General features: G+C 68.1%; 20 protein-coding genes. 7 read left to right on the forward strand and 13 right to left on the reverse strand.

The window, feature by feature from the left end; translation table 11 throughout:
* Positions 1–57: 57 nt before the first annotated feature.
* Positions 58–522, reverse strand: coding sequence for an SRPBCC family protein (locus H0X90_RS02130; protein WP_077189006.1), 465 nt, complete (start codon positions 520–522; stop codon positions 58–60).
* Between the two features lie 121 nt (positions 523–643).
* On the opposite strand from H0X90_RS02130, the gene H0X90_RS02135 reads away from it, so the two are divergent.
* The gene (locus H0X90_RS02135; protein ID WP_171984127.1) at positions 644–1,108 is read left to right on the forward strand and encodes an Lrp/AsnC family transcriptional regulator; all 465 of its coding nucleotides are present in this window, start codon (positions 644–646) and stop codon (positions 1,106–1,108) included.
* Between the two features lie 59 nt (positions 1,109–1,167).
* On the opposite strand, the gene H0X90_RS02140 is transcribed toward H0X90_RS02135, so the two are convergent.
* The 3 genes from H0X90_RS02140 to H0X90_RS02150 form a co-directional block, all read right to left on the reverse strand.
* Complete coding sequence (locus tag H0X90_RS02140) at positions 1,168–2,349, reverse strand: fumarylacetoacetate hydrolase family protein (protein ID WP_077189007.1); 1,182 nt, start codon at positions 2,347–2,349, stop codon at positions 1,168–1,170.
* A gap of 32 nt (positions 2,350–2,381) precedes the next feature.
* Positions 2,382–4,163 carry an IlvD/Edd family dehydratase gene (locus H0X90_RS02145; protein ID WP_006483301.1) on the reverse strand — a complete coding sequence of 594 codons (1,782 nt, stop codon included), beginning with the start codon at positions 4,161–4,163 and terminating at the stop codon, positions 2,382–2,384.
* 202 nt (positions 4,164–4,365) lie between these two features.
* Complete coding sequence (locus tag H0X90_RS02150) at positions 4,366–5,403, reverse strand: LacI family DNA-binding transcriptional regulator (RefSeq protein ID WP_006483298.1); 1,038 nt, start codon at positions 5,401–5,403, stop codon at positions 4,366–4,368.
* A 297-nt stretch (positions 5,404–5,700) separates the two neighbouring features.
* Between H0X90_RS02150 and H0X90_RS02155 the strand changes: the two genes are divergently transcribed.
* The gene (locus tag H0X90_RS02155) at positions 5,701–7,047 is read left to right on the forward strand and encodes an MFS transporter (protein WP_006498148.1); all 1,347 of its coding nucleotides are present in this window, start codon (positions 5,701–5,703) and stop codon (positions 7,045–7,047) included.
* Positions 7,048–7,224: 177 nt separating this feature from the next.
* On the opposite strand, the gene H0X90_RS02160 is transcribed toward H0X90_RS02155, so the two are convergent.
* Positions 7,225–8,391, reverse strand: a complete 1,167-nt coding sequence (locus H0X90_RS02160; protein WP_006483280.1) for a pyridoxal phosphate-dependent aminotransferase — start codon at positions 8,389–8,391, stop codon at positions 7,225–7,227.
* Between the two features lie 54 nt (positions 8,392–8,445).
* On the opposite strand from H0X90_RS02160, the gene H0X90_RS02165 reads away from it, so the two are divergent.
* Positions 8,446–9,096: a GntR family transcriptional regulator gene (locus tag H0X90_RS02165; protein ID WP_227739738.1), complete on the forward strand. Its 651-nt coding sequence runs from the start codon at positions 8,446–8,448 to the stop codon at positions 9,094–9,096.
* 164 nt (positions 9,097–9,260) lie between these two features.
* On the opposite strand, the gene H0X90_RS02170 is transcribed toward H0X90_RS02165, so the two are convergent.
* Positions 9,261–9,836, reverse strand: coding sequence for a DUF308 domain-containing protein (locus H0X90_RS02170; RefSeq protein ID WP_062886118.1), 576 nt, complete (start codon positions 9,834–9,836; stop codon positions 9,261–9,263).
* A 291-nt stretch (positions 9,837–10,127) separates the two neighbouring features.
* On the opposite strand from H0X90_RS02170, the gene H0X90_RS02175 reads away from it, so the two are divergent.
* A complete protein-coding gene (locus tag H0X90_RS02175; RefSeq protein WP_077189009.1) occupies positions 10,128–11,603 on the forward strand; it encodes an HD domain-containing phosphohydrolase in 1,476 nt (491 codons plus the stop codon).
* 205 nt (positions 11,604–11,808) lie between these two features.
* Here H0X90_RS02175 and H0X90_RS02180 read toward each other — a convergent pair whose 3' ends face one another.
* The 7 genes from H0X90_RS02180 to H0X90_RS02210 form a co-directional block, all read right to left on the reverse strand.
* Positions 11,809–13,290 (reverse strand): MFS transporter, encoded by a 1,482-nt coding sequence (locus tag H0X90_RS02180; RefSeq protein ID WP_077189010.1) that lies wholly within the window; start codon positions 13,288–13,290, stop codon positions 11,809–11,811.
* Positions 13,291–13,340: 50 nt separating this feature from the next.
* Positions 13,341–13,937: a TetR/AcrR family transcriptional regulator gene (locus tag H0X90_RS02185; protein ID WP_077189011.1), complete on the reverse strand. Its 597-nt coding sequence runs from the start codon at positions 13,935–13,937 to the stop codon at positions 13,341–13,343.
* A gap of 131 nt (positions 13,938–14,068) precedes the next feature.
* A complete protein-coding gene (locus H0X90_RS02190; protein ID WP_069352303.1) occupies positions 14,069–15,541 on the reverse strand; it encodes an NAD-dependent succinate-semialdehyde dehydrogenase in 1,473 nt (490 codons plus the stop codon).
* Positions 15,542–15,651: 110 nt separating this feature from the next.
* Positions 15,652–16,143: an Lrp/AsnC family transcriptional regulator gene (locus tag H0X90_RS02195; RefSeq protein WP_034178445.1), complete on the reverse strand. Its 492-nt coding sequence runs from the start codon at positions 16,141–16,143 to the stop codon at positions 15,652–15,654.
* 85 nt (positions 16,144–16,228) lie between these two features.
* A complete protein-coding gene (locus tag H0X90_RS02200) occupies positions 16,229–17,629 on the reverse strand; it encodes an aspartate aminotransferase family protein (protein WP_034203509.1) in 1,401 nt (466 codons plus the stop codon).
* A 160-nt stretch (positions 17,630–17,789) separates the two neighbouring features.
* The gene (locus H0X90_RS02205) at positions 17,790–18,716 is read right to left on the reverse strand and encodes a glyoxylate/hydroxypyruvate reductase A (RefSeq protein WP_077189012.1); all 927 of its coding nucleotides are present in this window, start codon (positions 18,714–18,716) and stop codon (positions 17,790–17,792) included.
* Positions 18,717–18,728: 12 nt separating this feature from the next.
* Entirely contained in the window at positions 18,729–19,589 is an 861-nt protein-coding gene (locus H0X90_RS02210) for a GNAT family N-acetyltransferase (protein WP_006482807.1), read from the reverse strand.
* A gap of 404 nt (positions 19,590–19,993) precedes the next feature.
* Here H0X90_RS02210 and H0X90_RS02215 point away from each other — a divergent pair, with 404 nt between their 5' ends.
* The 3 genes from H0X90_RS02215 (at position 19,994) to H0X90_RS02225 (ending at position 23,710) form a co-directional block, all read left to right on the forward strand.
* Complete coding sequence (locus H0X90_RS02215) at positions 19,994–20,662, forward strand: haloacid dehalogenase type II (RefSeq protein WP_034203511.1); 669 nt, start codon at positions 19,994–19,996, stop codon at positions 20,660–20,662.
* Positions 20,663–21,093: 431 nt separating this feature from the next.
* The gene (locus H0X90_RS02220) at positions 21,094–22,677 is read left to right on the forward strand and encodes an ABC transporter substrate-binding protein (RefSeq protein ID WP_006482802.1); all 1,584 of its coding nucleotides are present in this window, start codon (positions 21,094–21,096) and stop codon (positions 22,675–22,677) included.
* 79 nt (positions 22,678–22,756) lie between these two features.
* On the forward strand, positions 22,757–23,710 hold the full coding sequence (locus H0X90_RS02225) for an ABC transporter permease (RefSeq protein ID WP_006482806.1): 954 nt from the start codon (positions 22,757–22,759) through the stop codon (positions 23,708–23,710).
* The last annotated feature ends 19 nt before the right edge of the window (positions 23,711–23,729 follow it).

A 23,729-nucleotide genomic window follows, 5' to 3' on the forward strand; every position in this document is an offset into this window, starting at 1 on the left:
GCCGACGTCGTTTCATGTGACGGCGGCCGGGAAGGGCAAAGCGGCGGGACGAACGACTCAGCGGAGCGAAGCTGCCAGCAGCCACGCGCGGCGTTCCGCGATCTTGCGCGCCCACTCGTCGATCATGGCGGCGAAGCGCTCGCCCTGGAATTCGTCGAGCGCGCGCTCGCCCATGGCGTTGAGCGCCGTCAGCGTATAGCTGACCCATACCTCGGTGCTCGCTTCGTCGAGCGCGATACAGCGCACCTCGACGACACTGGTGCGCGAGGCCGGCGTGCAACGCACATAACGCGACAGATGCCTGTTTCGGTCGAAGTCGGCCAGCGTCCATATCGTGAATTCGTCGCCCTCGCCGGTGGTGAATACCATCCCCGACTCGGTGCGACCGTCGCCGGGGTGGACGTAGGTTGGCTTCCAGCCGTCGACCCACAGCGTTTCCCCGGCCGGGGTGAAAAACATGAAGGCGCGATCGACCGGCGCGTCTATCACGATCCGGTGGCTGACATGTAATCGGTGCGACATCGGTAGATCTCCTTCCCCGTGCGTGCATGCGGGCATTATCAAATCGCATGCCCGGCTTGCACAGAAGGAAACCGCAACCGAAAATCGATTTCATCTTCGATTTTTCAGGTGGAAGGCGGTCATGACCGAATCGCTGCAACTCGACACCAAGGCATGGGCGTTGCTGACCGCGTTGCAGGAGGATGGCCGCGCGCCATTGAAGACCCTCGCGCTGGCCGCGGGATTGTCGGTGCCGGCCACGGTGGAACGGCTCAAGCGTCTGAAGGACGCCGGCGTGGTGCGTTCGGTGAGCGCCGACCTGGATCCGGCGCTGGCCGGCTACCCGGTACGCGCGATCGTCGGGATCACCGTGCAGCAGCCCGGCAAGAAGGCCTTTCTCGACAAATTGCGACGCGCACCCGAGGTACTGGAATGCCATCATGTGGCCGGCGCGGATTCCTACATCGTGACCGTGGTATCCCCGAGCCTGGAACATCTGGAGCGCTTTCTCGCATCGATCAACGGCTATGGCGAGACGCGCACGTCGATCGTCTTTTCGACGCCGGTGCCGCGCCGCGGCCTGGTGGCGCCGGGTTCGTCACGCTGAACGGTCGATCATGACGTGCGCGGTGCGCGAATGCCGGATTCGCGCTCCATGCCCCGCCTTCACGCAGCAAGCAGCCCGCGCGCGGCCAGGTTCGCATACAGCGCGCGCACGCCGAAGGTCCACGGCGCGATCTCCGTGCAAAGCCGCACGGTATTGACGAGCGCGCCGAGCGCGGGCGTCGAGATCGTGACGCGGTCGCCCAGGTGATGCGTGAAGCCGGCGCCCGGCGCATCGCGATCCTGGATCGGCGAGAACATCGTGCCGAGGAACAGCATGAAGCCGTCCGGGTACTGGTGATGCGCGCCGCAGGTCTGCGCGACGAGGTCGGCCGGGTCGCGGCTGATCTCGCGCATGTGGCTGATGCCGTCGAGCACGAAGCCGTCGTCCGCGCCTTCGACACGCAGCGACACGCTGCATTGCCGCACGCCGTCGAGCGTGAAGCCGTCGTCGAACAGCCGCACGAACGGGCCGATCGCGCACGAGCCGTTGTTGTCCTTGCATTTGCCGAGCAGCAGCGCCGAGCGGCCTTCGATGTCGCGCAGGTTCACGTCGTTGCCGAGCGTCGCGCCCACCGGCCGGCCGTCGCTGGCGACCGCCAGCACGATCTCCGGTTCCGGGTTGTTCCACACCGATACGGGCAGCAGCCCCACGTCCGCGCCGAAGCCGACCGCTGACATCGGCTGCGCCTTGGAGAACACTTCGGCATCCGGGCCGATGCCGACTTCCATGTATTGCGACCACGCGCCACGGCGCTCGAGTTCCGCCTTCAGGCGCAGCGCGGCTTCCGAGCCGGGCACGATCTTCGACAGGTCGGTGCCGATGGTCGCGGCGATGGTGTCGCGTACCTCGCGCGCCCTGGCCGGATCGCCGCCGGCCTGTTCCTCGATCACGCGTTCGATCAGGCTGACGGCGAACGTGACGCCGCACGCCTTGATCGCCTGCACGTCGCACGGTGCGAGCAGGTGCGTCGCACCGGGCGTGCCGTCGAGCGCTGCCTGCAGCAGCGGTTCGACGCGGCCCAGCGATTCGCCGACGGCGGTGCGCGCGATGGCGACTGCATCGGGGCGGTCGAACAGGTCCGCGGTGGTCGGCACGGTGCGCGTGATGTCGAACACTTCGCCGCCGCGCACGGCGACGACGCTCGGGCCCGCGTGGGCGCCGTCGTGCCGCCAGACGCGGCCGATCAGCAGCGCGTGGGCGAGGTCGTGCGGCAGGCAGTCGGAAACGGAAGGAGTACGCATGGTCAGCTCGGCAAGAGTCGTGGACGGTGAAATCAGTGCGAATGGCGCGGATTGCCGCGCTGCTCGATCACCTTCAGGTACAGCGTGGCCGGTTCGAGGCAGCCGCCGGTGGACAGCTGGCCGACGAAGCGGCGATAGAGTTCCTGCCACGGCGTTTGCGCCTGCGGCACGGTGAAGCTTGCGCTCTCGCGGCGTCGGGCGAGTTCGTCCTCGTCGACGAGCACGTCGACGCTGCGGCGATTCAGGTCCACGCGCACGCGGTCGTTCGTGCGCAGCAGCGCGAGGCCGCCGCCGACCGCCGCTTCCGGCGACATGTTCAGGATCGACGGGCTGGCCGACGTGCCGCTCTGGCGCCCGTCGCCCATGCACGGCAGCGACGTCACGCCGCGCTTCACCAATTCGGCGGGCGGCGCCATGTTCACGACTTCCGAACTGCCCGGATAGCCGACCGTGCCGCAGCCGCGGATCACCAGGATGCAGCGCTCGTCGATGTCCAGCGCGGGATCGTCGATGCGCGCGTGATAGTCCTCGGGGCCGTCGAACACGATCGCGCGCGCTTCGAATGTATTCTCCGCGCCCGGTTCGGAAAGATAGGTCCGGCGGAACGCGTCGCCGACCACCGACATCTTCATGATCGCACTGTCGAAGAAGTTGCCCGACAGCACCATGAAGCCGGCGCCATGCTTGAGCGGCGCGTCGGGCGTCCGGATCACGTCGCGGTCGGCGTCCTGCGCGGTGTCGGCGATCGCGCCGATCGCGCGACCGGATACGGTCAGGCAGTCGCGTCGCAGCAGGCCGGCCGCATCGAGCTGGCGCAGCACGGCAGGCACGCCGCCGGCGCGGTGGAAGCTTTCGCCGAGGTAGTCGCCGGCCGGCATGCAGTTGACGAGCAGCGGCACGGCTTCACCGAAGCGCTGCCAGTCGTCCAGGCTCAGCTCGACGCCCATGTGGCGTGCGATCGCGATCAGGTGCGGCGGGCAGTTGGTCGATGCGCCCAGCGCGGACGCGACGACGATCGCATTCTCGAACGCCGCGCGCGTCATGATCGTCGACGGGCGAAGATCTTCGCGAACGAGCTCGACCGCGCGCTTGCCGGTCGCGTAAGCCATCTGGCCGCGCTCGCGATAGGCCGCGGGAATGCTCGCGCAGCCCGGCAGCGACATGCCCAGCGCCTCGGCCAGGCTGTTCATCGACAGCGCGGTGCCCATGGTGTTGCAATGGCCGATCGACGGGGACGAAGCCGTGGTCAGCTGCATGAAGCCTTCGTAGTCGATCTCGCCGGCCGCGAGCAGGTTGCGCGCATGCCAGATCACCGTGCCGGAGCCGACCCGCTTGCCCTCGTGCCAGCCGTCGAGCATCGGCCCGCCCGACAGCACGATCGCGGGCAGGTCGACGGTGGCCGCGGCCATCAGGCACGCGGGCGTGGTCTTGTCGCAGCCGGTCGTCAGCACCACGCCGTCCAGCGGAAAGCCGTGCAGCACTTCCACCAGCCCGAGGTAGGCGAGATTGCGGTCGAGCGCGGCGGTGGGCCGACGGCTTTGCTCGGCCAGCGGATGCACGGGGAATTCCATCGGAATGCCGCCCGCGTCGCGGATGCCGGCCTTGGTCCGCTCGGCCAGCTCGAGGTGGTGGCGGTTGCACGGTGCCAGGTCGCTGCCCGTCTGCGCGATGCCGATGACGGGGCGGCCCGACTGCAGTTCCTCGCGCGTCAACCCGTAGTTCATGAAGCGCTCGACATAGAGCGCGGTCATGTCGGCGTGCGCGGGGTCGTCGAACCATTCCTGGCTGCGCAGGCGGCGAGCGGTGTGTGACATGGCAGGCTGTCTCCTAAGGGGCCTTTCTCATTTTGCGTGCCGGATAGTTACCGGTAACATCGGTGGGATGTTAGCACGGGGTTTTTGCATCGCGGAAGGGATTTCGTGCGCGATTTCGTGCGCGAGTGGCGCAGCAGAGGGCGGCGGAAACCGGTACGGAGCCGCGCATCCCGCGGGTCGGGATGCGCGCGGGCGCCGGCCGTCAGGCGCTTTCCCGCGGGATGATCGTGTAGTCGATACGAATGCTTTTCGATTCGGTCCGCTCGCCGCCGTCGCGCGCCTGCAGCGCCGCCAGCAACGCTTCGCCGGTGCGCAGCCCGATACCGTACGCATCGACCGACACGGTCGTGATGGTCGGATGGCAGCAGGTTGCCACTTCGAAGTTCCCGAAGCCGGCCACCGCGATGTCGGCGGGCACGGCCAGCCCGCGCCGATGACATTCCATGATCGCGCCGAACGCCGACATGTCGCTCACGCACATCACCGCATCGGTATCCGGCCATTGCGCCAGCAGGGCCGCCATCGCCGGGCCGCCGTGGCTCATCGTGATCGGCGATTCGCCCAGCCGCACGACGCGCGGTTCGCCGAGCCCCAGCGCCTTGATCTCCGCCTGGTAGCCCTTGAGCCGGTCCAGGCCGCGGCGATCCAGTTCGCTCGCGCCGACCAGAAAGCCGATGCGCCGATAGCCGCGCTCGGCGAGGTGCCGCACCATCGCACGGGCGGCGCGCACGTTCGAGAAGCCGACGGCGGTGTCGATCGGGCGGGTGGGCAGGTCCCACATCTCGACCACCGGAATCGCCGAGCGTTCCAGCACCTTGCGCGTCGCGTCGGTGTGCTGCGCCCCGGTCAGCGCGATGCAGCGCGGCTGGTGCCGCAGCATCGAGCGCACCAGCCGTTCTTCCCGTTCGAGGTCGTAGTCGGTATCGCCGAGCAGCAACTGCAGGCCATGCGGTTCGAGCGCATCGGTCAGCCCGCGCACGGTGTCCGAGAAGTTCGAACTCGACAGCGACGGCACCAGCACCGCGACGAACTCCGAGCGCCCCGACGACAGCGCGCCGGCGGCCGCGTCGGCCACGTAGCCGAGCTGCTCGATGGCCTCGCAGACCCGTGCGCGCGTCTCGGCGGCCACGCTGTGCCCGGCGAGCACGCGCGACACGGTCATCTTCGAGACGCCGGCGAGGCGCGCTACGTCGGACATGCGGGGCGGCCCGGCAGGCCGGACGGCGGTGGGACTGGGCATCGGAATCGCGATCGTGAGAAGGCCGGAAAGGCTACATCATACCGGTGCGGCGTACCGGGCAGGCCGGCCGACGCTCGCCCGTCGCGGCGACGCCCGTACTAGGGAAACCACGCGTGCGGCGGACCTTGTACGCGCCGGTCGCAGCGTGCTACCTTCCGGTGTGTTACCGGTATCAGTGTGCCGATCGCTCCCGTCGCCTCGCCGGCTTTTTTTTTGCCACGGAATGTTATCGGTAACATCGATGCGTCAGAGGACTCGCCGGTACGAAGAAGACCTACACGAACAGGAGACAGACCGATGCCATCCATCACGCAGGCCGCTGCCGCACCGGCCGCGGCCGATTCGTCCGAAGACGCCCTTTACCGCAAGGTCATGCGGCGCATCCTGCCGTTGCTGTTGCTGTGCTACGTCGTGGCCTATCTGGATCGCGTCAACGTCGGCTTCGCGAAGCTGCAGATGCTCGACGACCTGAGCCTGAGCGACAGCGTCTATGCGCTCGGCGCGAGCATTTTCTTCTGGGGCTATTTCCTGTTCGAGATGCCCAGCAACCTGTTGCTGCACCGCTACGGCGCGCGCTTCTGGATCGCGCGGATCATGATCACGTGGGGCATCGTGTCGTCGTCGATGGCGTTCATCGTGCCGCTCGCGCAGTTCTTCCACGTGCAGACCACCACCATGTTCTACACGCTGCGCTTCCTGCTGGGGCTGTGCGAAGCCGGCTTTTTCCCCGGCGTCATCCTGTACATGAACTACTGGTTCCCGGCGCGCCGCCAGAGCGTGGCGATGTCGGGCTTCCTGGTGGCGATCCCGCTGAGCCTGACGCTGGGCAGCGTGGTGTCGGGCTGGCTGATGGAGCAGACGCACGGCCTGTCGGGCATGAGCGGCTGGCAATGGATGCTGCTGCTCGAAGGGCTGCCGTCGATCGTGGTGGCGTTCATCGTGCTGGCCTGCCTCGGCGACGGCCCGCAGTCGGCGAAATGGTTGTCCGCCGACGAAAAGGCGGTGCTGTCGCGCAACCTCGAATCCGAAGCCGCGCACAAGTCGCACAGCATCGGCGCCGCGCTGCGCAGCCCGCGCGTCTGGCTGCTCACCTTCATCCTGCTGACCTTCAATACCGGCTTCTACGGGCTGGCCTTCTGGCTGCCGTCGATCATTCGCGCGTCGGGGGTGCACAGCCCGCTGCACATCGGTGTACTGACGGCCATTCCGTACCTGACGGCGATCTTCGCGATGGTGTGGAACGCGTCGCACTCGCGCAAGACCGGCGAACGCCGCCTGCATGCGGCGATTCCCGCGCTGATCGGCGGCGTCTTTCTGATCCTGAGCGCGGCGTTTGCCCACAACGTGGCGCTGTCGATCGTATTCCTGACCATCGCCACGTGCGGCATCCTCGCGCTGATGCCGATCTACTGGACCTTTCCGGGGCAGATCCTGTCCGGCACGGCCGCGGCGGCCGGCATCGCGCTGATCAACTCGGTGGGGAACCTGTCCGGCTTCACGGGCTCGATGATCACCGGCGTCGCGAAGCAGATGACCGGCGACATCAACAACGGGACCTATGCGCTGGGCGCCTGCCTGCTGATCAGTTGCGTGCTGATCGCGTCGATTCCGCGCGACATCCTGCGGCCGCCGGCGGGGCGGTAGGGCGTTCGCCCGGCGTCAGGTCCGACCGGGGCCGGGGCATCGCGCCGCCCCGGCGCCGGATGGATCGCGTCACGTGGAGTGATCTCGCGTGAGTGTGCTCGACCATCACGGACGGACTTCCGGACACCTCCAACCGGCGACGCGCTGCGCGCGATTCCGCTTTCTCGTGAGCAGCCGTCAGGCGCCGTCCAGTGCGAAGCGCACCTTGTCCCCGAGCGTGCGCAACCGCTCGACCGGTTCGTTCGCGAACACGAAACGGATATACGCGTCGCCGTGGGCAACGCCCCATCCGGCCATGGCGGTCGCGCATACGCCGTGGCGCAGCAATCGCTCCGACATCTGCGACCCGGTCAGGCCGAAATCGGACACGCGCAGCAGCATCGACCAGCCGCCCGCCGGCATGCCGAACGGGAGCCCCGACAGTTGGGCGGCGACCGTATCCCGCCGCCTCTCGAGTTCGCTCACGTAGCCAGGCAGATCGGATGCGGAATGGTCGAGCGCGACCGCCGCGGCCTCCTGCGCAATGCCGACCGGCACCACGACATTGGCGAGCGACACGGCCACGAGATCCGGAATCAGCCATTGCGGCGCGACGATCCAGCCGACCCGCCAGCCGATCATGCGCAGCTCTTTCGACGCCGCGCCGACCGTGACCGTACGCTCCGCCATGCCGGGCAGGCCGGCGGGATGGATGACCGTGCGTCCATCGAAGAGCAGCCGTTCCATCGCGCTGTCGAGGATCAGCAGCAGATCGTTCTGCACGCACAGGCTCGCGATCAGTTGCCAGTCGGACGCATCGAAGAAGCCGCCCGAAGGCATCGACGGAGACATCAGCAGCATGGCCCGCGTCTGCGGACCGATCGCTGCCCGCAGCGCGGCCTGGTCCAGCTTCCATTCGCCGCCCGGCGTGAAGACGAACGGTACTTGCCGGGGTACGCCGCCCGCAAGGCGGACGCGGTTCAGCAGACCTGCGTAGGTCGGATCGGTGACGATGACTTCGTCGCCGGTCTCGACGGTGGCGAGCAGCGTGTTCAGAATGCCGGAGAGTCCGCCCGCCGACACCACCACCTGGTCGGCCGTGAAGCGCTGCCCCGACAGCGCCGACACGTGGGCGGCAGCGCTCGCGCGTAGCCGATCCTGACCGACGAATGGCAAATAGGAGTTGGCCGAGTCTCGCTGGATGGCCTCTCGGGTGACGGCGAGCGCCTCCGAGGTGGGCGGGATGTCGGTATCGAGATTTTCGAGTCGCAAAAGGTCGACGTCGGCATGATCGGCGATCGAACCCATGCGATCGACGCCGATGCCGGCGATGTGCTGCAGGCGCACAGGACGGTGGTGGCGCATCGGAGCCTCCGGTTTTGTTACAATTTAATAGATAATATATGCATGGTGGTCGGGATGAACTTTGAAGTCAAGGACGATCGCTCGCTGGCCGATCGGATCGCCGTCGCATTGGCGGACCGCATCATCTCCGGCGTCATCGCGCCGGGAGAGTGGCTGCGTCAGGACCACATCGCGGCGGAGTTCGGCGCGAGCCATGTGCCGGTACGCGAGGCGTTCCGACGGCTGGAAGCGCAGGGGCTGGCCGTGGTGGAGCCGCGACGCGGCGTGCGGGCGGCGCCGCTCGAGCCGGCGGACGTGCTCGAAATGGCCAAGATGCGCGCTGCTTTCGAGGCGCTGGCGCTGCGCGAGGCAATGCCCGCGCTCGACGCACGTGCGCTGGAGGAACTCGATGCGATCCTCGATCAGGAGTCGGCGGCGCACGGCATAGCCGTGCTCGGCACGCTGAACCTGGGGTTTCATCGCGCATTGACCGCGCGGTGCGGGATGCCGCGGCTCATCGACGCAATCGGCGACATGCATCGGGCCAGCTCACGGCATCTGTACGCGACGTGGCAGCAACTTGACTGGCAGGATCGCTCGAACGACGAGCATCGAAACATCGTTCGCGCGATACGCGAAGGTGATGTGGATGCAGCGTGCGCGGCTTTGTCCGCGCACATTCTGGCGGCGGGGGATGCGCTGGCGCAGGCGTTGCGGAGGCGGTAAGGACACGGGTCAAACCGGCGTCGACGACCGGTCCGAAAAGCCGGTTCCGGGAATGGCTGGCGTCTTCTCCGGGCGACCTCAGCCAAACGCGTCGGAAGGCATTCGTTGACTGCAAGCACGGCGATGGCGACCCGCAGTGCGACATCTTCACTCTGACCGACGACTCACGACACGCTGCGCCGCATCCCCCGCACCTGCAGCCAAATGGCGGATATCAGGAAATAAAGCGCACCGACTCCCGCGTAGCCCGCGATCTTGACGATCGCGGGTGGCATCGGCGCATGGTTTTGGACAATGAAGAATAGCCCGGCCAACGCCGATTGCGCTCCGCTCAGGATCATCACCCACTGTGCGCCGGCATGCTTCCAGCGCCGCACGGCGGTGCCGAGCTGCAGCGCGCCGGAGACCATCGCCCAGACGCCGAACACCGCAAGTACCGCGGACAGGCCCGCATTCAACGCCGGAAATACGGCCAGTGTCGTGACGGCGCTGATCGCGACGTTGACCGCCTGCGTGCGGTTTGCCGCCATCCCGCCGCTGCGGGACAGGTCGACGAAATTGGCGAGCGCATCCCAGGCCGGATAAACGACCAGCAGCACCGCCGCGCCGGCTGCGCTGTGCCGGCCGACGGAAAACGCCAGCGCGACCCAGATCAGCGAGAACACCGCGCGGGAAAAGTAGTACCGTTTCAGCCAGTGTTCGTCGGCAGGGGGACGGAATTCGGGGTAGCGGCCAATCATTTGCATTCCTTCGTATATTGAATCGTCGTTCCGGCCGGCATGCAGGGCGTCCGCCATGCGGATTCGGATGCGGCGCCGACCGGATCTCCAGTGCGCCGAGTATCGCAATCGCCGGGGCCGGCCGCCATCGGTCAGATGTCCGATGGCCCATTCCACCGGCGGCAGGCTCTGGTCCAGGCGAACATCGCATCGGGGCGGCCCGCGGCGCGGCGCCGACGCGCATGCTCGTGCATGCCGCGACGCCGTCGCGTATGATCGTTTTCCCGCTCCCGCGAATGTCTCCACCGCCCGATGTCCGACGCCGAAGCCCGTCACGCCCCGCTGCGCATCGTCGACGCCGTACGCGCGCTGGCCTTCATCGGCGATCTCAGCATGGGCCAGCCGACCGACCATTCGCCACGCACGAGTTGGTTGGCGGCGCAGCTCGCGCACGCGGCGCGATTCGATGCAGCGGTGTGCGATACGGCCCGCGAGGTGGCGCTGTTGCGCTGGTCGGGCTGCACCGCGAATGCGGCGGGTTTCGCGCAGGTATTCGGCGACGACGTCGCGATCCGCGCCGCGATGCTCGAGAGCCGGCCCGGCATGGCCGAAGCGATCGGCGGCGCGGGCGTCGCGATGATCCCGCTCGCGCAGATTCATTGCGAAGTGTCGGGCGAGGTCGCGCGAATACTCGGTCTGTCCAACGCGACGGAAACCGCGCTGCGGCACATTTTCGAAAGCTGGGACGGCAACGGGCTGCCCGCGCGGCTCGCGCGGGAACAGGTGCCGGCCGCCGTATCGATCGTCGCGCTTGCGGGCGACCTCGACGTGTTCAGCCGCACCTACGGCATCGAACGGGCGCTCCAATTGATCGGCCAACGCGCGGGGGCGCGCTATCCGGCCGTGCTCGTCGAGACGGCCGAGCGTGACGCACCGCGCTGGCTGGCGGCGCTCGAGCACATGGCGCCCGCCGAGCTGGACGCCGCATTGGCCACGCCGGACATGCAGGGCGCGACGTCCGCCGAATTGATCGCGGACGTCATCGATCTGAAACTGCCGTGGATGACGGGTTTTTCGCGTTCGGTCGCCGCGACGGCGGCCGCGTGTTACGGCCGTCTCTCGCCGGACGAGGCCGCGCGCGAACGCGTGTACCGCGCCGGCCTGATTCACGGCATCGGCCGGGCCGCGGTACCGAACGACGTGTGGAACTTGCCGACGCGGCTGCCCGCGAGCGCCTGGGAAAAGGTGCGACTCGTGCCTTACTGGACCGAGCGCGCCGGCAGGCAGACCGGCGCGCTCGGCGAAGCCGCGGTGCTTGCGTCGTATGCCTACGAACGGCAGGACGGCTCGGGTTATTTTCGCGGCGCGCGCGATGCGGCGCTGACGCTGGAAGCGCGCGTGCTCGCGGCGTCGCTGGCGTGGGTCGCGTTGCGCTCGGCGCGTCCGTGGCGCGCGGCGCTGAGCGATGCGGCCGCCGCCGACCAGTTGCAGGAAGAAGCGGCCTGCGGCCGGCTATGCGGCGACGTGGTGGCCGCGCTCGTGACGGGCGGAGCGCCTGTGCCCCGGCGCATCGCGCCGCACGCGTCGGACGCTGGACCGCGCCTGTCCGCGCGGGAAATCGACGTCCTGCGGGCGATCTCCCGCGGCGCGAGCAACAAGCAGGTCGCGCAGGCGCTCGCGATGAGTCCGAGCACGGTGCGCACCCACGTCGAGAAGGCGTTCCGCAAGCTCGAATGTTCGACACGCGCCGCGGCGACCCTCAAGGCGTCGGCGCTGGGGCTGCTCTGACGCCATCCACGACGCGGATTCGCTTGCGTGTGCGCGCGGATGCGCGAGAACACGTGCGTGATGTGCCGATCGGGTTCGATATCGGTGAGCGCATCGATATCGGCCATGACATCTGCCGTCTTCGCGGCAGCGAACGCGGCGTCCAGCGCCGCCCTGTTCGAACGCGGCGTCCAGCGCCGCCCTGTTTACAGGCGACGACGGGCGATTACGGCCGTTTGCGTTCAGGGCCGAAGCCCGGACGGACGACGGCGCGCATCGACGGGTGCGCGGCGGGTGCGCGGGCGAGCGAGATGCCCAGCGCGGCGCCGATGGCGAGGAACAGCGAGATCGACAGGAGTGCGACGATGAACGCGTGCGCGATGGCCGCCGGGTCCTGGCGCGTGCCGAGCGTCGTATAGAAAATGCCGCCGATGATCGCCACGCTGAGCGACGTGCTGACCTGCAGCGTCGAGCTGGCGATGCCGGCGATCATGCCGGACAGCGCCGGTGCGACGCGCCCCGTCACCATGCGCATCAGCGTCGGCAGCGCGAGCCCTTGTCCGAACCCGATGACGAAGAGCGCGGCGGCGAGCGGCACGGCAGCGAGCGGCATCCCGACCGGCGTGGCATCGATCAACCCCGCGAGGCCGACGAGCCCGACGATCTCCAGCCCCATGCCGAACGGATTGACGTAAGCGCCGATGACACGTGTGCAGAACGGCGTCGACAACGGGCCGAGCAGGAACCCGACGCCGAACGGCAAGAACACGAGGCCCGCGCTCAGCGCGTCGACGTGCAACGCATTCTGCAGATACACCGAGAACAGCAGGAAGAACGCGCCGATCGAGTACAGCAGCAGCGCGATCAGCAACGCGCGGCCCAGCCCCGGTGCGCGCAGCGCGGCCGGATCGAGCAGCGGTGCGCCGCCGCGGCGGCCGAGCCGGCGCTCGTAGCGCCAGAAGAACGCGGCGAGGGCGGGCACCGCGAACAGCGACCCCCATGCCCATACCGGCCAGCCTGCTTCGCGCCCCTCGATCAGCGGCACGATCAGCGCGCCCAGCGTCAGCATCGACAGCGCGGTGCCGCCGAGGTCGAGCTTGCGCGCATGCTGCGCCCGCGTTTCCTTCAACAGCGGAATCCCGAACAGGACGACCAGCATCGCCAGCGGCAGGTTGACGAGGAAGATCGTGCGCCAGCCCAGGTTCAACAGATTCAACGAGATCAGGATCCCGCCGAGCGCCTGCCCGACCACGGCCGCGAGGCCGAATACCGCGCCGTACAAGCTGAGCGCGAGCGGCTTTTCCGATTCCGGAAAGATCGCCTGGATCGACGCGAGCGCCTGCGGCGCCATGATCGCGGCCGTCACGCCCTGCAACGCGCGGCCGACGATGAGCGTCCACGGCGAACTCGCGAGGCCGCACAGCGTCGAGGCGATCGCAAAGCCGATCAACCCGAGGAAAAACACGCGGCCGCGGCCGAACAGGTCGCCCAATCGCCCGCCGGTGATCAGCGTCACCGCGTACAGGCCCGCATACGATGAAATGACGAGTTGCTCGGCCGACGACGAGGCGCCCAGTTCCGCGCGGATCGACGGCAGCGCGACATTGACGATGAAGAAATCCAGCGGCGGCAGGAACGCGCCGACGAGCAGGACCGAAAACATCGCCCAGCGACGCGGGTCGGGTGAAACAGGGTCATTCCGTGACATGGGCGGCTCTCCGTATGGAACCAATCGGTTCCAAATAGGGTAAAAAAATATCAGTCGAGAATGCGCATCGTGCGGTCGACCAGTGCGAGCATGTCGGGCTCGGACATACCGGTTTTGCCCAGCACGCGCATGCCCTCGATCTGGCAGACGAGCAAACGCGCCAGCACCTGTTCGTCCTGCTCGGGGATCTCGCCGCTCGCCTGGCCGCGGACGATCGCACCGGCATAGAGCTGCTGCAGCCGCCGGAACATGCGCCCGGTGCGTTCCGCGACATCCGCGTCGCGCGCGGCCAGTTCGGTGGTCATCGCGACCGCGAGACATCCGCGCCGGCCCGCGTCGCCAACGGACAGGCGCGCATAACGCAGCAGCGAATCGCGAATCGCATCCTTCACGGCACCGGGTTGCGACAGGATGTCGGCGGTCGCCTTGAGCCCGTCGGCCATGTACAGGTCGAGCGCCGCCAGCAGCAGCGCCTTCTTGTCGCCGAACGCCTTGTAGAGACTGCCGCGCGACAAGCCGGTGCCGGCGATCAGGTCGGGCAGGGACGCGCCTTCATAGCCGCGATCCCAGAAAACGTCCATCGCGTCGCGCGCGGCATCGCTCAGTTCGAATTCGCGGGGACGGCCCACGCCAGCCGGATTTGCCATTGATCGGTTTCGCCATCGATGCGGTGCCAAAGTTGGATGCATTGTATGGACCGATCGGTTCCGATGTCAATGCGCGTGACTGGACCGGACACGGCGACGGCCGTCCTTGCGGACGGCGCGGGTTCATCCGCTCAGTCGAGCCCGCCCTGGCACAGGTACTTGATGGACAGGTAATCGTCGAGGCCGTAGCGCGAGCCTTCGCGGCCGTAGCCCGATTCCTTCACGCCGCCGAACGGCGCGGCCTCGCTCGCGAGCGCGCCTTCGTTGATGCCGACGATGCCCGTTTCGAGCCGCGCCGACACGCGCGCGATGCGCCGCACGTCCTGCGTGTAGAAATAGGCGGCGAGCCCGAACGGCGTGTCGTTCGCGGCGGCGACCGCTTCGTCCTCGGATGCGAAGCGAAACAGCGCGGCGATCGGGCCGAAGGTTTCCTCGCAGGTAAGCTGCATGTCGGCGGTCGCGTCGACGAGCACCGTCGGCGCGTAATAGTTCGCACCGAGCTCGGTCAGGCGCTTGCCGCCCGTGAGCACGCGCGCGCCGCGTTCGATCGCATCGCCGACGTGGCGTGCGATCTTGTCGACCGCCCGCGCGTTGATCATCGGGCCGATCTGCGCGGCCGGGTCGGTCGCCGGTGCGACCTTCAGCGCGGCGACGCGCGCGGCGAGCTTCGAGGCGAACGCGTCGTAAACACCGGCCTGCACGTACACGCGATTCGGCGACACGCAGGTCTGCCCGCCGTTGCGGAACTTGGCGGCCATCAGCCCGTCGACCGCGGCATCGAGCTCGGCGTCGTCGAACACGATGAACGGCGCATTGCCGCCGAGCTCCAGCGACAATTTCTTCAACGTCGCCGCCGATTCGCGCGCGAGCAGCTTGCCGACCGGCGTCGAGCCGGTGAACGTGATCTTGCGCACGCGGCCGTCGGCGAGCCAGTCGGCGGCCGCGTCGACGCCGCGCTCGCGCGACGCGGCGATCAGGTTCAGCACGCCGGCCGGCACGCCGGCTTCCTGCGCGAGCAACGCGAGCGCGAGCGCGGTCAGCGGCGTGTCCTCCGCCGGCTTCGCGACCACCGTGCAGCCGGCCGCGAGGGCCGGCGCGATCTTGCGCGCGATCATCGCGAGCGGGAAATTCCACGGCGTGATCGCGGCGACGATGCCGATCGGCTCCTTCACCGCGCTCAAGCGCTTGCCGCGCTGCTGCTGCGGGATCAGGTCGCCGTACGTGCGCGTCGCTTCCTCCGCGAACCACAGCACGTACGACGCACCGTACGCGACTTCGCCACGCGCCTCGGCCAGCGGCTTGCCCTGTTCGCGCGACATCAGCTTCGCGAGATCGTCGGTGTGCGCGACGATCGCCGCATGCCAGGCACGCAGGATCGCGGCGCGTTCGCGCGCGGGCGTCGCACGCCACGCGGGCAGTGCGCGGGCTGCCGCGTCGGTCGCCGCGCGTGCGTCGGCGGCGCCGCTGTCGGGTACGTGGGCAACGGTTTCGAGCGTGGCGGGATCGATGACGGCGAAGCGGCGGCCGTCGAGCGCATCGCGCCAGTTGCCGTCGATCAGGTTGGCGGTGCGAACGAGTTCGGTGCGGGACAGCGTAAGCGGCATGACAGATCCTTGAATGAGGCGGTTCGGTGACGCTGGTTGAGCGGTGCGGGCGCGCGGCTACCCCGCGCGGACAGCGGGCTGCCGCGTTCGGGGGGGACGCACGCCGCGTGTCAGTGACGTTCGCCGAACAGCGATTCGAGCGGGTAGTGCCGTTTGACGAACGGCGACTTGATGATCACGTAACTGAAATACTTCTCGATGCCGATGTTCTGCTCGAGCAGCCCTTCGACGATCGTCTGGTAATGGCTCACGCTGCGCGTGATGAACTTCAGCAGATAGTCGTAGCCGCCGCTCGCGAGGTGGCATTCGACGATCTCGTCGACGGTGCGGATCGCCGCGACGAAGCGGTCGAAATCCTCGCGCCGATGATCGGCCAGCGTGACCTCGGTAAATACGACCTGCACGTCGCCGAGTTTCTCGAGCTGGATGTGCGCGCCGTAGCCGCCGATGTAGCCGGCCTTCTCGAGCCGCTTCACGCGGATCAGGCACGGACTGGGCGACAGCCCGACCGCATCGGCCAGCTCGACGTTGGTCATGCGGCCGCGCTTTTGCAACTGGGAGAGGATGCGCAGGTCGATGCGATCCAGCTTGCTGTCCGTCATGTTCACGTGAAAGAGCAAAAATGGAATGTCCGGTTACTTTAGAGACGAACGATGACTGCTACAAGCCCGGCTTTCCCTTGGCCCGTCAGGCCGGTTGCGCATGCGCGGCGTCGAGCGCGCGCTGCACGCCGGAATCCGCCAGCACGTCGTCGAGCGTCTTGCGCACGCGTTCGAACATCAGGTCGAACTCGCCGGCAGTGAAGCTCAGCGCCGGCGCAAAGCCGAGCACGCCGTCGCCGAACGCGCGGAACACCACGCCGTTCGCGTAGGCGGCGGCCGCGATCCGGTCCGGCACGTTCAGCGCCGGGTCGAAGCGCGTCTTGCGTGCCTTGTCGGCGACCAGTTCGAGCGCGCCGAGCAGGCCGACCGAGCGCGCGTCGCCAACGAGCGGATGCGCGCGCAGCGCGTCGAGTCCCGCGGCGAAGCGCGGCGCCAGCGCCTGGCCGTTCGCGAGCAGCCCGCCTTCGTGATAGAGCTTCAGCACTTCGAGGCCGATCGCCGCGCTCACCGGATGCGCGGAATACGTATAGCCGTGGCCGACCGCGGGCGAATCGGCGCGGTGGCCCGCGATCCCTTCGTAGATTTCGTCGGACATCAGCACCGCGCCCATCGGCGCATAGCCGGCGGTCAGCCCCTTCGCGACGGTCATCAGGTCCGGATCGACCTGTTCGGCCTCGCACGCGAACAGCGGGCCGGTGCGGCCGAAGCCGGTGATCACCTCGTCCGCGACGAACAGGATGCCGAGGCGCCGGCACGCGTCGCGCATCGCCTTCAGCCAGCCGGCCGGCGGCACGATCACGCCGCCGGAACCCTGCACCGGCTCGCAGAAGAACGCGGCGACATTGTCCGCGCCCAGTTCGGCGACCTTCGCTTCGAGCGCGGCGACCGACGCGGCGATCAGCGCCTGCGGATCGTCGCCGAGCGGATGGCGGTACGGGTAGGGCGACGGAATATGGTGCTGGTCCGCACGCGGCAGGTCGAAATGACGGTGAAACGCCGGCAGCGCGGTGAGGCCGGCGCCGATCGACGACGAGCCGTGATAACCGCGCTCCAGCGCGATCATCTGCTTTTTCGACGGACGGCCGGTCGCGTTGTAATAGTGCGTGATGAAGCGCACGGCGGAGTCGATCGCGTCCGAGCCGCCGAGCGTGAAGTACACGCGGTTCAGCGACGGCGGCGCGAGCGCGGCGAGCCGTTCGGCGAGCTCGATCGCCGGCTGCGAGCCGAAATGGAAATAGCCGGTCGCGTAGGGCAGCTTGGCCAGTTGGTCGGCGGCGGCTTTCACGATGCTGTCGCGGCCGTAGCCGACGTTGACGCACCACAGGCCCGAGAACGCGTCGAGCAGCGTATGGCCCGCGGCATCGCGCAGGAACACGCCGTCCGCGGATTCCAGCACGGTGACGCCGCGCGCCTCGTGCGCGCGGTAGTTGACGACGGGGTGGATCAGGTGTTGACGATCGGCTTCGATCAGCGCGGCTTGGTTCATGGGAAGGCGGGACTCTCGTCAGGTGTCAGCGGTGAGTTCATGCTAACGGGCAAGCCATCCGCATGCGTCTTCAATTTGCGGTCCGAAACGTATGCGCGCGGCGTTTGCACCGGGCGCTTCGGCATTTTCTGCTGCGCGCCCCGCAGGCCGGGCCCGCACGTCAGTAGCCGCGTGCGCGATCGACGACGCCGATCATCGGTTGTCCCGCGCGATGGCGCGCGAGATTCGCGAGCACCGCGTCGACCGCGGTGTCGGGTCGCGTCGCGCTGGCGATGTGCGGCGTGATGCGAATGCGCGGATGCGTCCAGAACGGATGGCCGGCCGGCAACGGTTCGGGGTCCGTCACGTCCAGGATCGCGCTGTCGAGCCGGCCGCTCGCGAGCGCCGCGAGCAGCGCGGGCGCATCGAGCTGCGGGCCGCGCCCGACCTGCACCAGCGACGCGCCGGCCGGCAGCGCGTCGAACACGCGCGCGCCGAGCAGGCCGCGCGTGCCGTCGGTGAGCGGCAGCAGGCAGATCAGGATGTCGGTACGGGCGAGGAACGCGTCGAGCGCGGCATCGCCTGCATGACAGTCGACGCCGTCGAGCGTGCGCGGCGTGCGGCTCCAGCCCGCGCACGGGAAACCGAAGCGCCGCAGCGTGTCGAGCACGGCCTGGCCGAGCGTGCCGAGCCCGAGCACGCCGATGCGTCGCGACGCGGCCGCGCGCACGGGGCGCTCGCGCCACACCTGATCGCGCTGCTGCGCCGCGTAGTCGAACAGGTCGCGATGGATCGTCAGCACGGCCTGCGTCACGTATTCGACCATTCCTTCGACGATACCCGGCTCGATCATCCGCACGACGGGGATGTGCGGCGGCACGCGCGACAGGTCGAACTGATCGATGCCGGCGCCGACCGAGAACACGACTTCGAGGTTCGGCAACAGCGCGACCGGATCGTCCGGCGGCTGCCATGCGGCGAGATAGCGGACGACGTCGGCGTCGCCGAGGTCCGGCCAGATCCGGAACGGCAGGTCGGGCGCGCGTTGCGCGAAGCGCGCCGCCCACTGCGCGCCGCGCACCGGATCGGCCTTGTAGAGAAAACTCATCGTGCGCCCCGCTCAGCCGAGCGCCTGGTTCACGATCGCGAACGCGCGCAGCGCCGGGTCGCGTGGCGGCGTCGTGCCGCGCGCCATCGCGACGACCGTATCGACGCGCGGCAACCCGAGCCCCTGCAGCCAGTCCGACAGCCCGCTGTCGCCCGGCACGTCGAGCCGCACGAACATGCCCTCGTGCAGCGCGAGCCAATGGCTGATCAGCGCTTGCGCGCGCAGCGCATCCGGCGCGATCACCGGGCCGATCACGTGGCCGCGGCCGAACCGGCGGAACAGCGCGAAACCGAGCAGCTCGCCGTCGCGGTCGAGCGCGATCCCGTTCGCGACGTCGAGCAGCGCATCGATCACCGCACCGCGTTCGTAGCCGGCCGCGCGCGACGCGAGCGCGGCGAGCCGCGGGCCGTCGTTGGTGCCGAGCGGGCGCAGGCGCTCGCCGGGCGGCAGCGAGATCAGCGGCGGCTGGAACGCGGCGCCCTGGTGCTGATCGATCGTATCGATGACGTCGAAGCCGAACTTCGCGTACAGCGGCTCGCCGGCCGGCGTCGCATGCAGAAACACGGTCCGCGTGCCGAAGCTGTCGACCACGCGGGTGAGCAGTTCGCGGCCGATGCCGCAGCCCTGTCGCTCGGGCGACACGATGACCATGCCGAGCGACGCGTGCGATTCGCCGAAGCGCCAGCCGAGCGCGGTGCCGACGATGCCGGTTTCGTCCTCGGCGACGAAGCCGCTGCCGAGCTGGAATACGAAGCGCCAGTCGTCGAGCCGGTGCGGCCACTTGACTGCTTCGGACAGTCGATGGGCGGCGGGCAGGTCGGCTTCGGTGAACGGGCGATAGATGAGCGTGCGGGAAGGATTGAGGTCGGACACGCCGGACTCCGGATGGGTGGAAATGACCTGTTCACTCTGCCAGCGCGGCGGCGGCACGGATAGGACGATTCGCCTGTTTTCCGGCGGCGGCCCGGCGCGCGGGATCGATGCCGATCCGCTCGGTCGGCACGAACGCATCCGCCCGTCGTGCCGATGCGTCACATGAACGCGATCCTTCCTGCCGCGAGCGTGCCGCTACGACGAAAGCGCGGTATCGCGGCCGTTCGCGGCGGGCTGCGGCGGCCGGGCGCCGCATATCGTGCTGCCCGCGCCGCGCAACACGCGACGATTCTGCGTTTCGGACGGCGCCAAACGACGCGCGCGGGGCTTTTTGCCCTGATTCAATTTCGTACAACCCAGCCCGTCCCCGGCCCGCGGGGGCTTCACACCGACAGGACGTCATCATGATCCAGTTTGAACCGAAGTACATCACCTTCGACTGTTACGGCACGCTGACCCATTTCCGGATGGCCGAGACGGCGCGCGAAATCTATGCGGACCGGTTGTCGCCGGCCGCGATGGAGGCATTCGTGCGCGCGTTCGCCGCCTATCGGCTCGACGAGGTGCTCGGTGCGTGGAAGCCGTATCGCGACGTCGTCGTCAACGCGATCCGCCGCACCTGCGCGCGGGTCGGCGTGACGTTCGACGAAGCCGAGGCCGAGCTGTTCTATCGTGCGGTGCCGACCTGGGGCCCGCATCCGGACGTGCCGGCCGGGCTGTCACGGCTGGCGACGAAGTACAAGCTCGTGATCCTGTCGAACGCGATGGACGAGCAGATCATGAGCAACGTCGACAAGCTCGGCGCACCGTTCCACGCGGTGTTCACCGCGCAGCAGGCGCAATCGTACAAGCCGCGGATGCAGGGCTTCGAATACATGTTCGACAAGCTCGGCTGCAAGCCCGAGGACGTGCTGCACGTGTCGTCGAGCCTGCGCTACGACCTGATGACGGCCGAGGATCTGGGAATCAGGCACAAGGCCTTCGTGAATCGCGGCCACGAGCCGGGCACGCCGTTCTACAACTATTACGAAGTGTCGGACATCGGCCAGCTCGCGACGCAGCTCGGGCTGTAAGCGACGCGTTTCCCCGGTGCGGTGCCGCGCACGCCGGGTGCCGCCCGTCGCGATCCCGGGAGAAACACGCGCAATGCGGCAGGCGGCCGGCGGCGCCACGTCGCGCAAGCCTGCACGCATTCGCGTCGCGCCTGCGGGATCAACGCGTGGATGCCGGCGAACAATCCTCTGAACTTTCACGTGCGCGCCGGCATGCGGCCGGCACCCGCCGACGGTCCCCGGCGCACGCAGCAAATCATGCTGCGCAGGCTACCCAAAACGGTCGATTCGTATCGTGAGGGCGGCCCGAATCGGGACAACCGGCATTTTGGCGATGCTTAAATGAATTGCATGTGCACGGCGTCGCGCCCGCCACCAGCAAGCGGGCGCGGCGGGATCGAACAACCACGCTGGACCCTATGACCCACTTTACACAGTCAGGAGCAGTTCGGATGAGCGACGATATCGACAATGGCGGCAAGGGCGGCTTCACGCGCCGCGACATGATGCGGGTCATGGCGGCGAGCGGCATGATGGCCGTCGGCGGCGGCGGATTGCTGACGAGCGCGCAGTCGGCATTCGCCGCGCCCGCGCCGAAGCGCGGCGGCAAGATCCGGGTCGCGAACGAATCCAGCTCGACCGCCGATACGCTCGACCCGGCCAAGGGCTCGACGGGCGCGGACTACATCCGCTTCTTCATGTTCTACAGCGGCCTCACGCAGCTCGACGGGAGCCTCACGCCGCAGATGAATCTCGCCGAGTCGCTGCACACGACCGATGCGAAGACCTGGATCATCAAGCTGCGCAAGGGTGTCACGTTCCACGACGGCAAACCCGTTGGCCCGGCCGACGTGGTGTTCTCGCTGATGCGCCACAAGAACGCGGCCACCGCGTCGAAGGTCAAGCCGCTCGCCGACCAGTTCGCGGACGCGAAGGCGAGCGGCCCGGACGAGGTCACGCTCACGCTCGCCAGCGCGAACGCCGATCTGCCGGTCATCCTCGCGACGCCGCAACTCGTGATCGTCAAGGACGGCACGACCGATTTCGCGACCGGCATCGGCTGCGGCCCGTACAAGCTCAAGTCGTTCAAGCCGGGCGTGTCGACCGTCGGCGTGCGCAACGACAGCTACTTCAAGCCGGGCATGCCGTATCTCGACGAGATCGAACTGATCGGCATCAGCGACAGCGCCGCGCGCCTGAACGCGCTGCTGTCGGGCGACGTGCACCTGATCAACGCGATCGACCCGCGCTCGACGCAACGGGTCGCGTCGACGCCCGGCTATGCGCTGAAGGAAACCAAGTCGGGGCTCTATACCGACCTGATCATGCGCAGCGAAAGCCCGATCACCGCGAATCCCGATTTCGTCGAGGGGATGAAGTACCTGTTCGATCGCGAACAGATCCGCTCGGCGGTATTTCGCGGCTATGCGGTGATCGGCAACGACCAGCCGATCCCGCCGGGGCATCGCTACTTCAACGCGTCGCTGCCGCAGCGGCCGCACGATCCGGACAAGGCGAAATTCCTGTTCCAGAAGGCCGGCGCGCTCGGCACGGCGCTGCCGCCGATCTATGCGACGTCCGATGCGAACGGGTCGATCGAAATGGCCGTGCTGCTGCAGCAGGCCGGCCAGAAGATCGGGCTGAACCTGCAGGTCAACCGCGTGTCGCCCGACGGCTACTGGTCGAACCACTGGATGAAGCATCCGCTCGGTTTCGGCAACATCAACCCGCGCTCGAGCGCCGACGTGCTGTTCACGCAGTTCTTCAAGTCGGACGCCGCGTGGAACGAGTCGGGCTGGAAGAACGCGAAGTTCGATCAGCTGCTGCTCGCCGCGCGCTCGGAGACCGACGATGCGAAGCGCAAGCAGATGTACGGCGAGATGCAGACGCTCGTCGCGCAGCAGGGCCGGGTCGGCATTCCGGCGTTCATCAGCTTCCTCGACGGCTACGACAAGCGGCTCGCGGGCCTCGGGTCGATCCCGACCGGCGGGATGATGGGCTTCATGTTCGCCGAGTACGTGTGGTGGAACGCCTGACGTCGATACGTGACGCCGCCGCGCGGCCGCAGCGGGCCACCGCCCCGGTCGCGCGGGATCTTTCCCGGAGTGCCGTTTCATGAATCGAATCCTGCTTGGGCTGATCGGCCGACGCATCGCGGTCACCGCGCTGACGCTGCTGATCGTGTCCGCGATCATCTTCACGATCACGAACCTGCTGCCGGGCGACGCCGCGCAGGCCGCGCTGGGTCAGTCGGCGACGCCGGAGACGGTCGCCGCGCTGCGTCAGCAGTTCGGGCTCGACATGCCGGCGCACGTGCGTTACGTGCACTGGCTCGGCGGGCTGCTGCACGGCGATTTCGGCCGTTCGCTGTCCGGCGACATGCCGGTGTCGGAGCTGATCGGCGGGCGCCTGCCGAAGTCGCTCGCGCTCGCGGCGATCACGACCGCCGTGTCGGTGCCGATCGCGCTGCTGCTCGGCATCCTCGCCGCGGTCAAACGCGAGTCGGTGGTCGATCGCGTGATCAGCCTCGGCACGCTGTCGCTCGTCGCGACGCCGGAGTTCCTGATCGCGACGGTCGCCGTGCTCGTGTTCGCGGTGAAGCTGCGCTGGTTGTCCGCGCTGTCGTACAGCGGCCCGATCGACAGCCTGCACGATTTCCTGCGGGCGTATGCGATGCCGGTGCTGACGCTGTGCGCGGTCGTGATCGCGCAGATGGCGCGGATGACGCGCGCCGCGGTGATCGAGCAGCTGAGCGCGTCGTACGTCGAGATGGCGATGCTCAAGGGCGCGAGCCCCGCGCGCGTCGTGCTGCGCCACGCGCTGCCGAACGCGATCGGTCCGATCGCCAACGCGATCGCGCTGAGCCTGTCGTATCTGCTCGGCGGCGTGATCGTCGTCGAGACGATCTTCAACTATCCGGGCCTCGCGAGCCTGATGGTCGATGCCGTCGGCAACCGCGATTTCCCGTTGGTCCAGGCATGCACGCTGATTTTCTGCGTCGCGTACCTGATGCTCGTGCTGTTCGCCGATCTGTGCTCGATCGTGTCGAACCCGCGACTGCGGACCTGAGTGTCCCGTTTTTCTTCCG

The organism is Burkholderia sp. 9775_39, assembly GCF_015712225.1.
Taxonomy (GTDB): Bacteria; Pseudomonadota; Gammaproteobacteria; order Burkholderiales; family Burkholderiaceae; genus Burkholderia; species Burkholderia cenocepacia.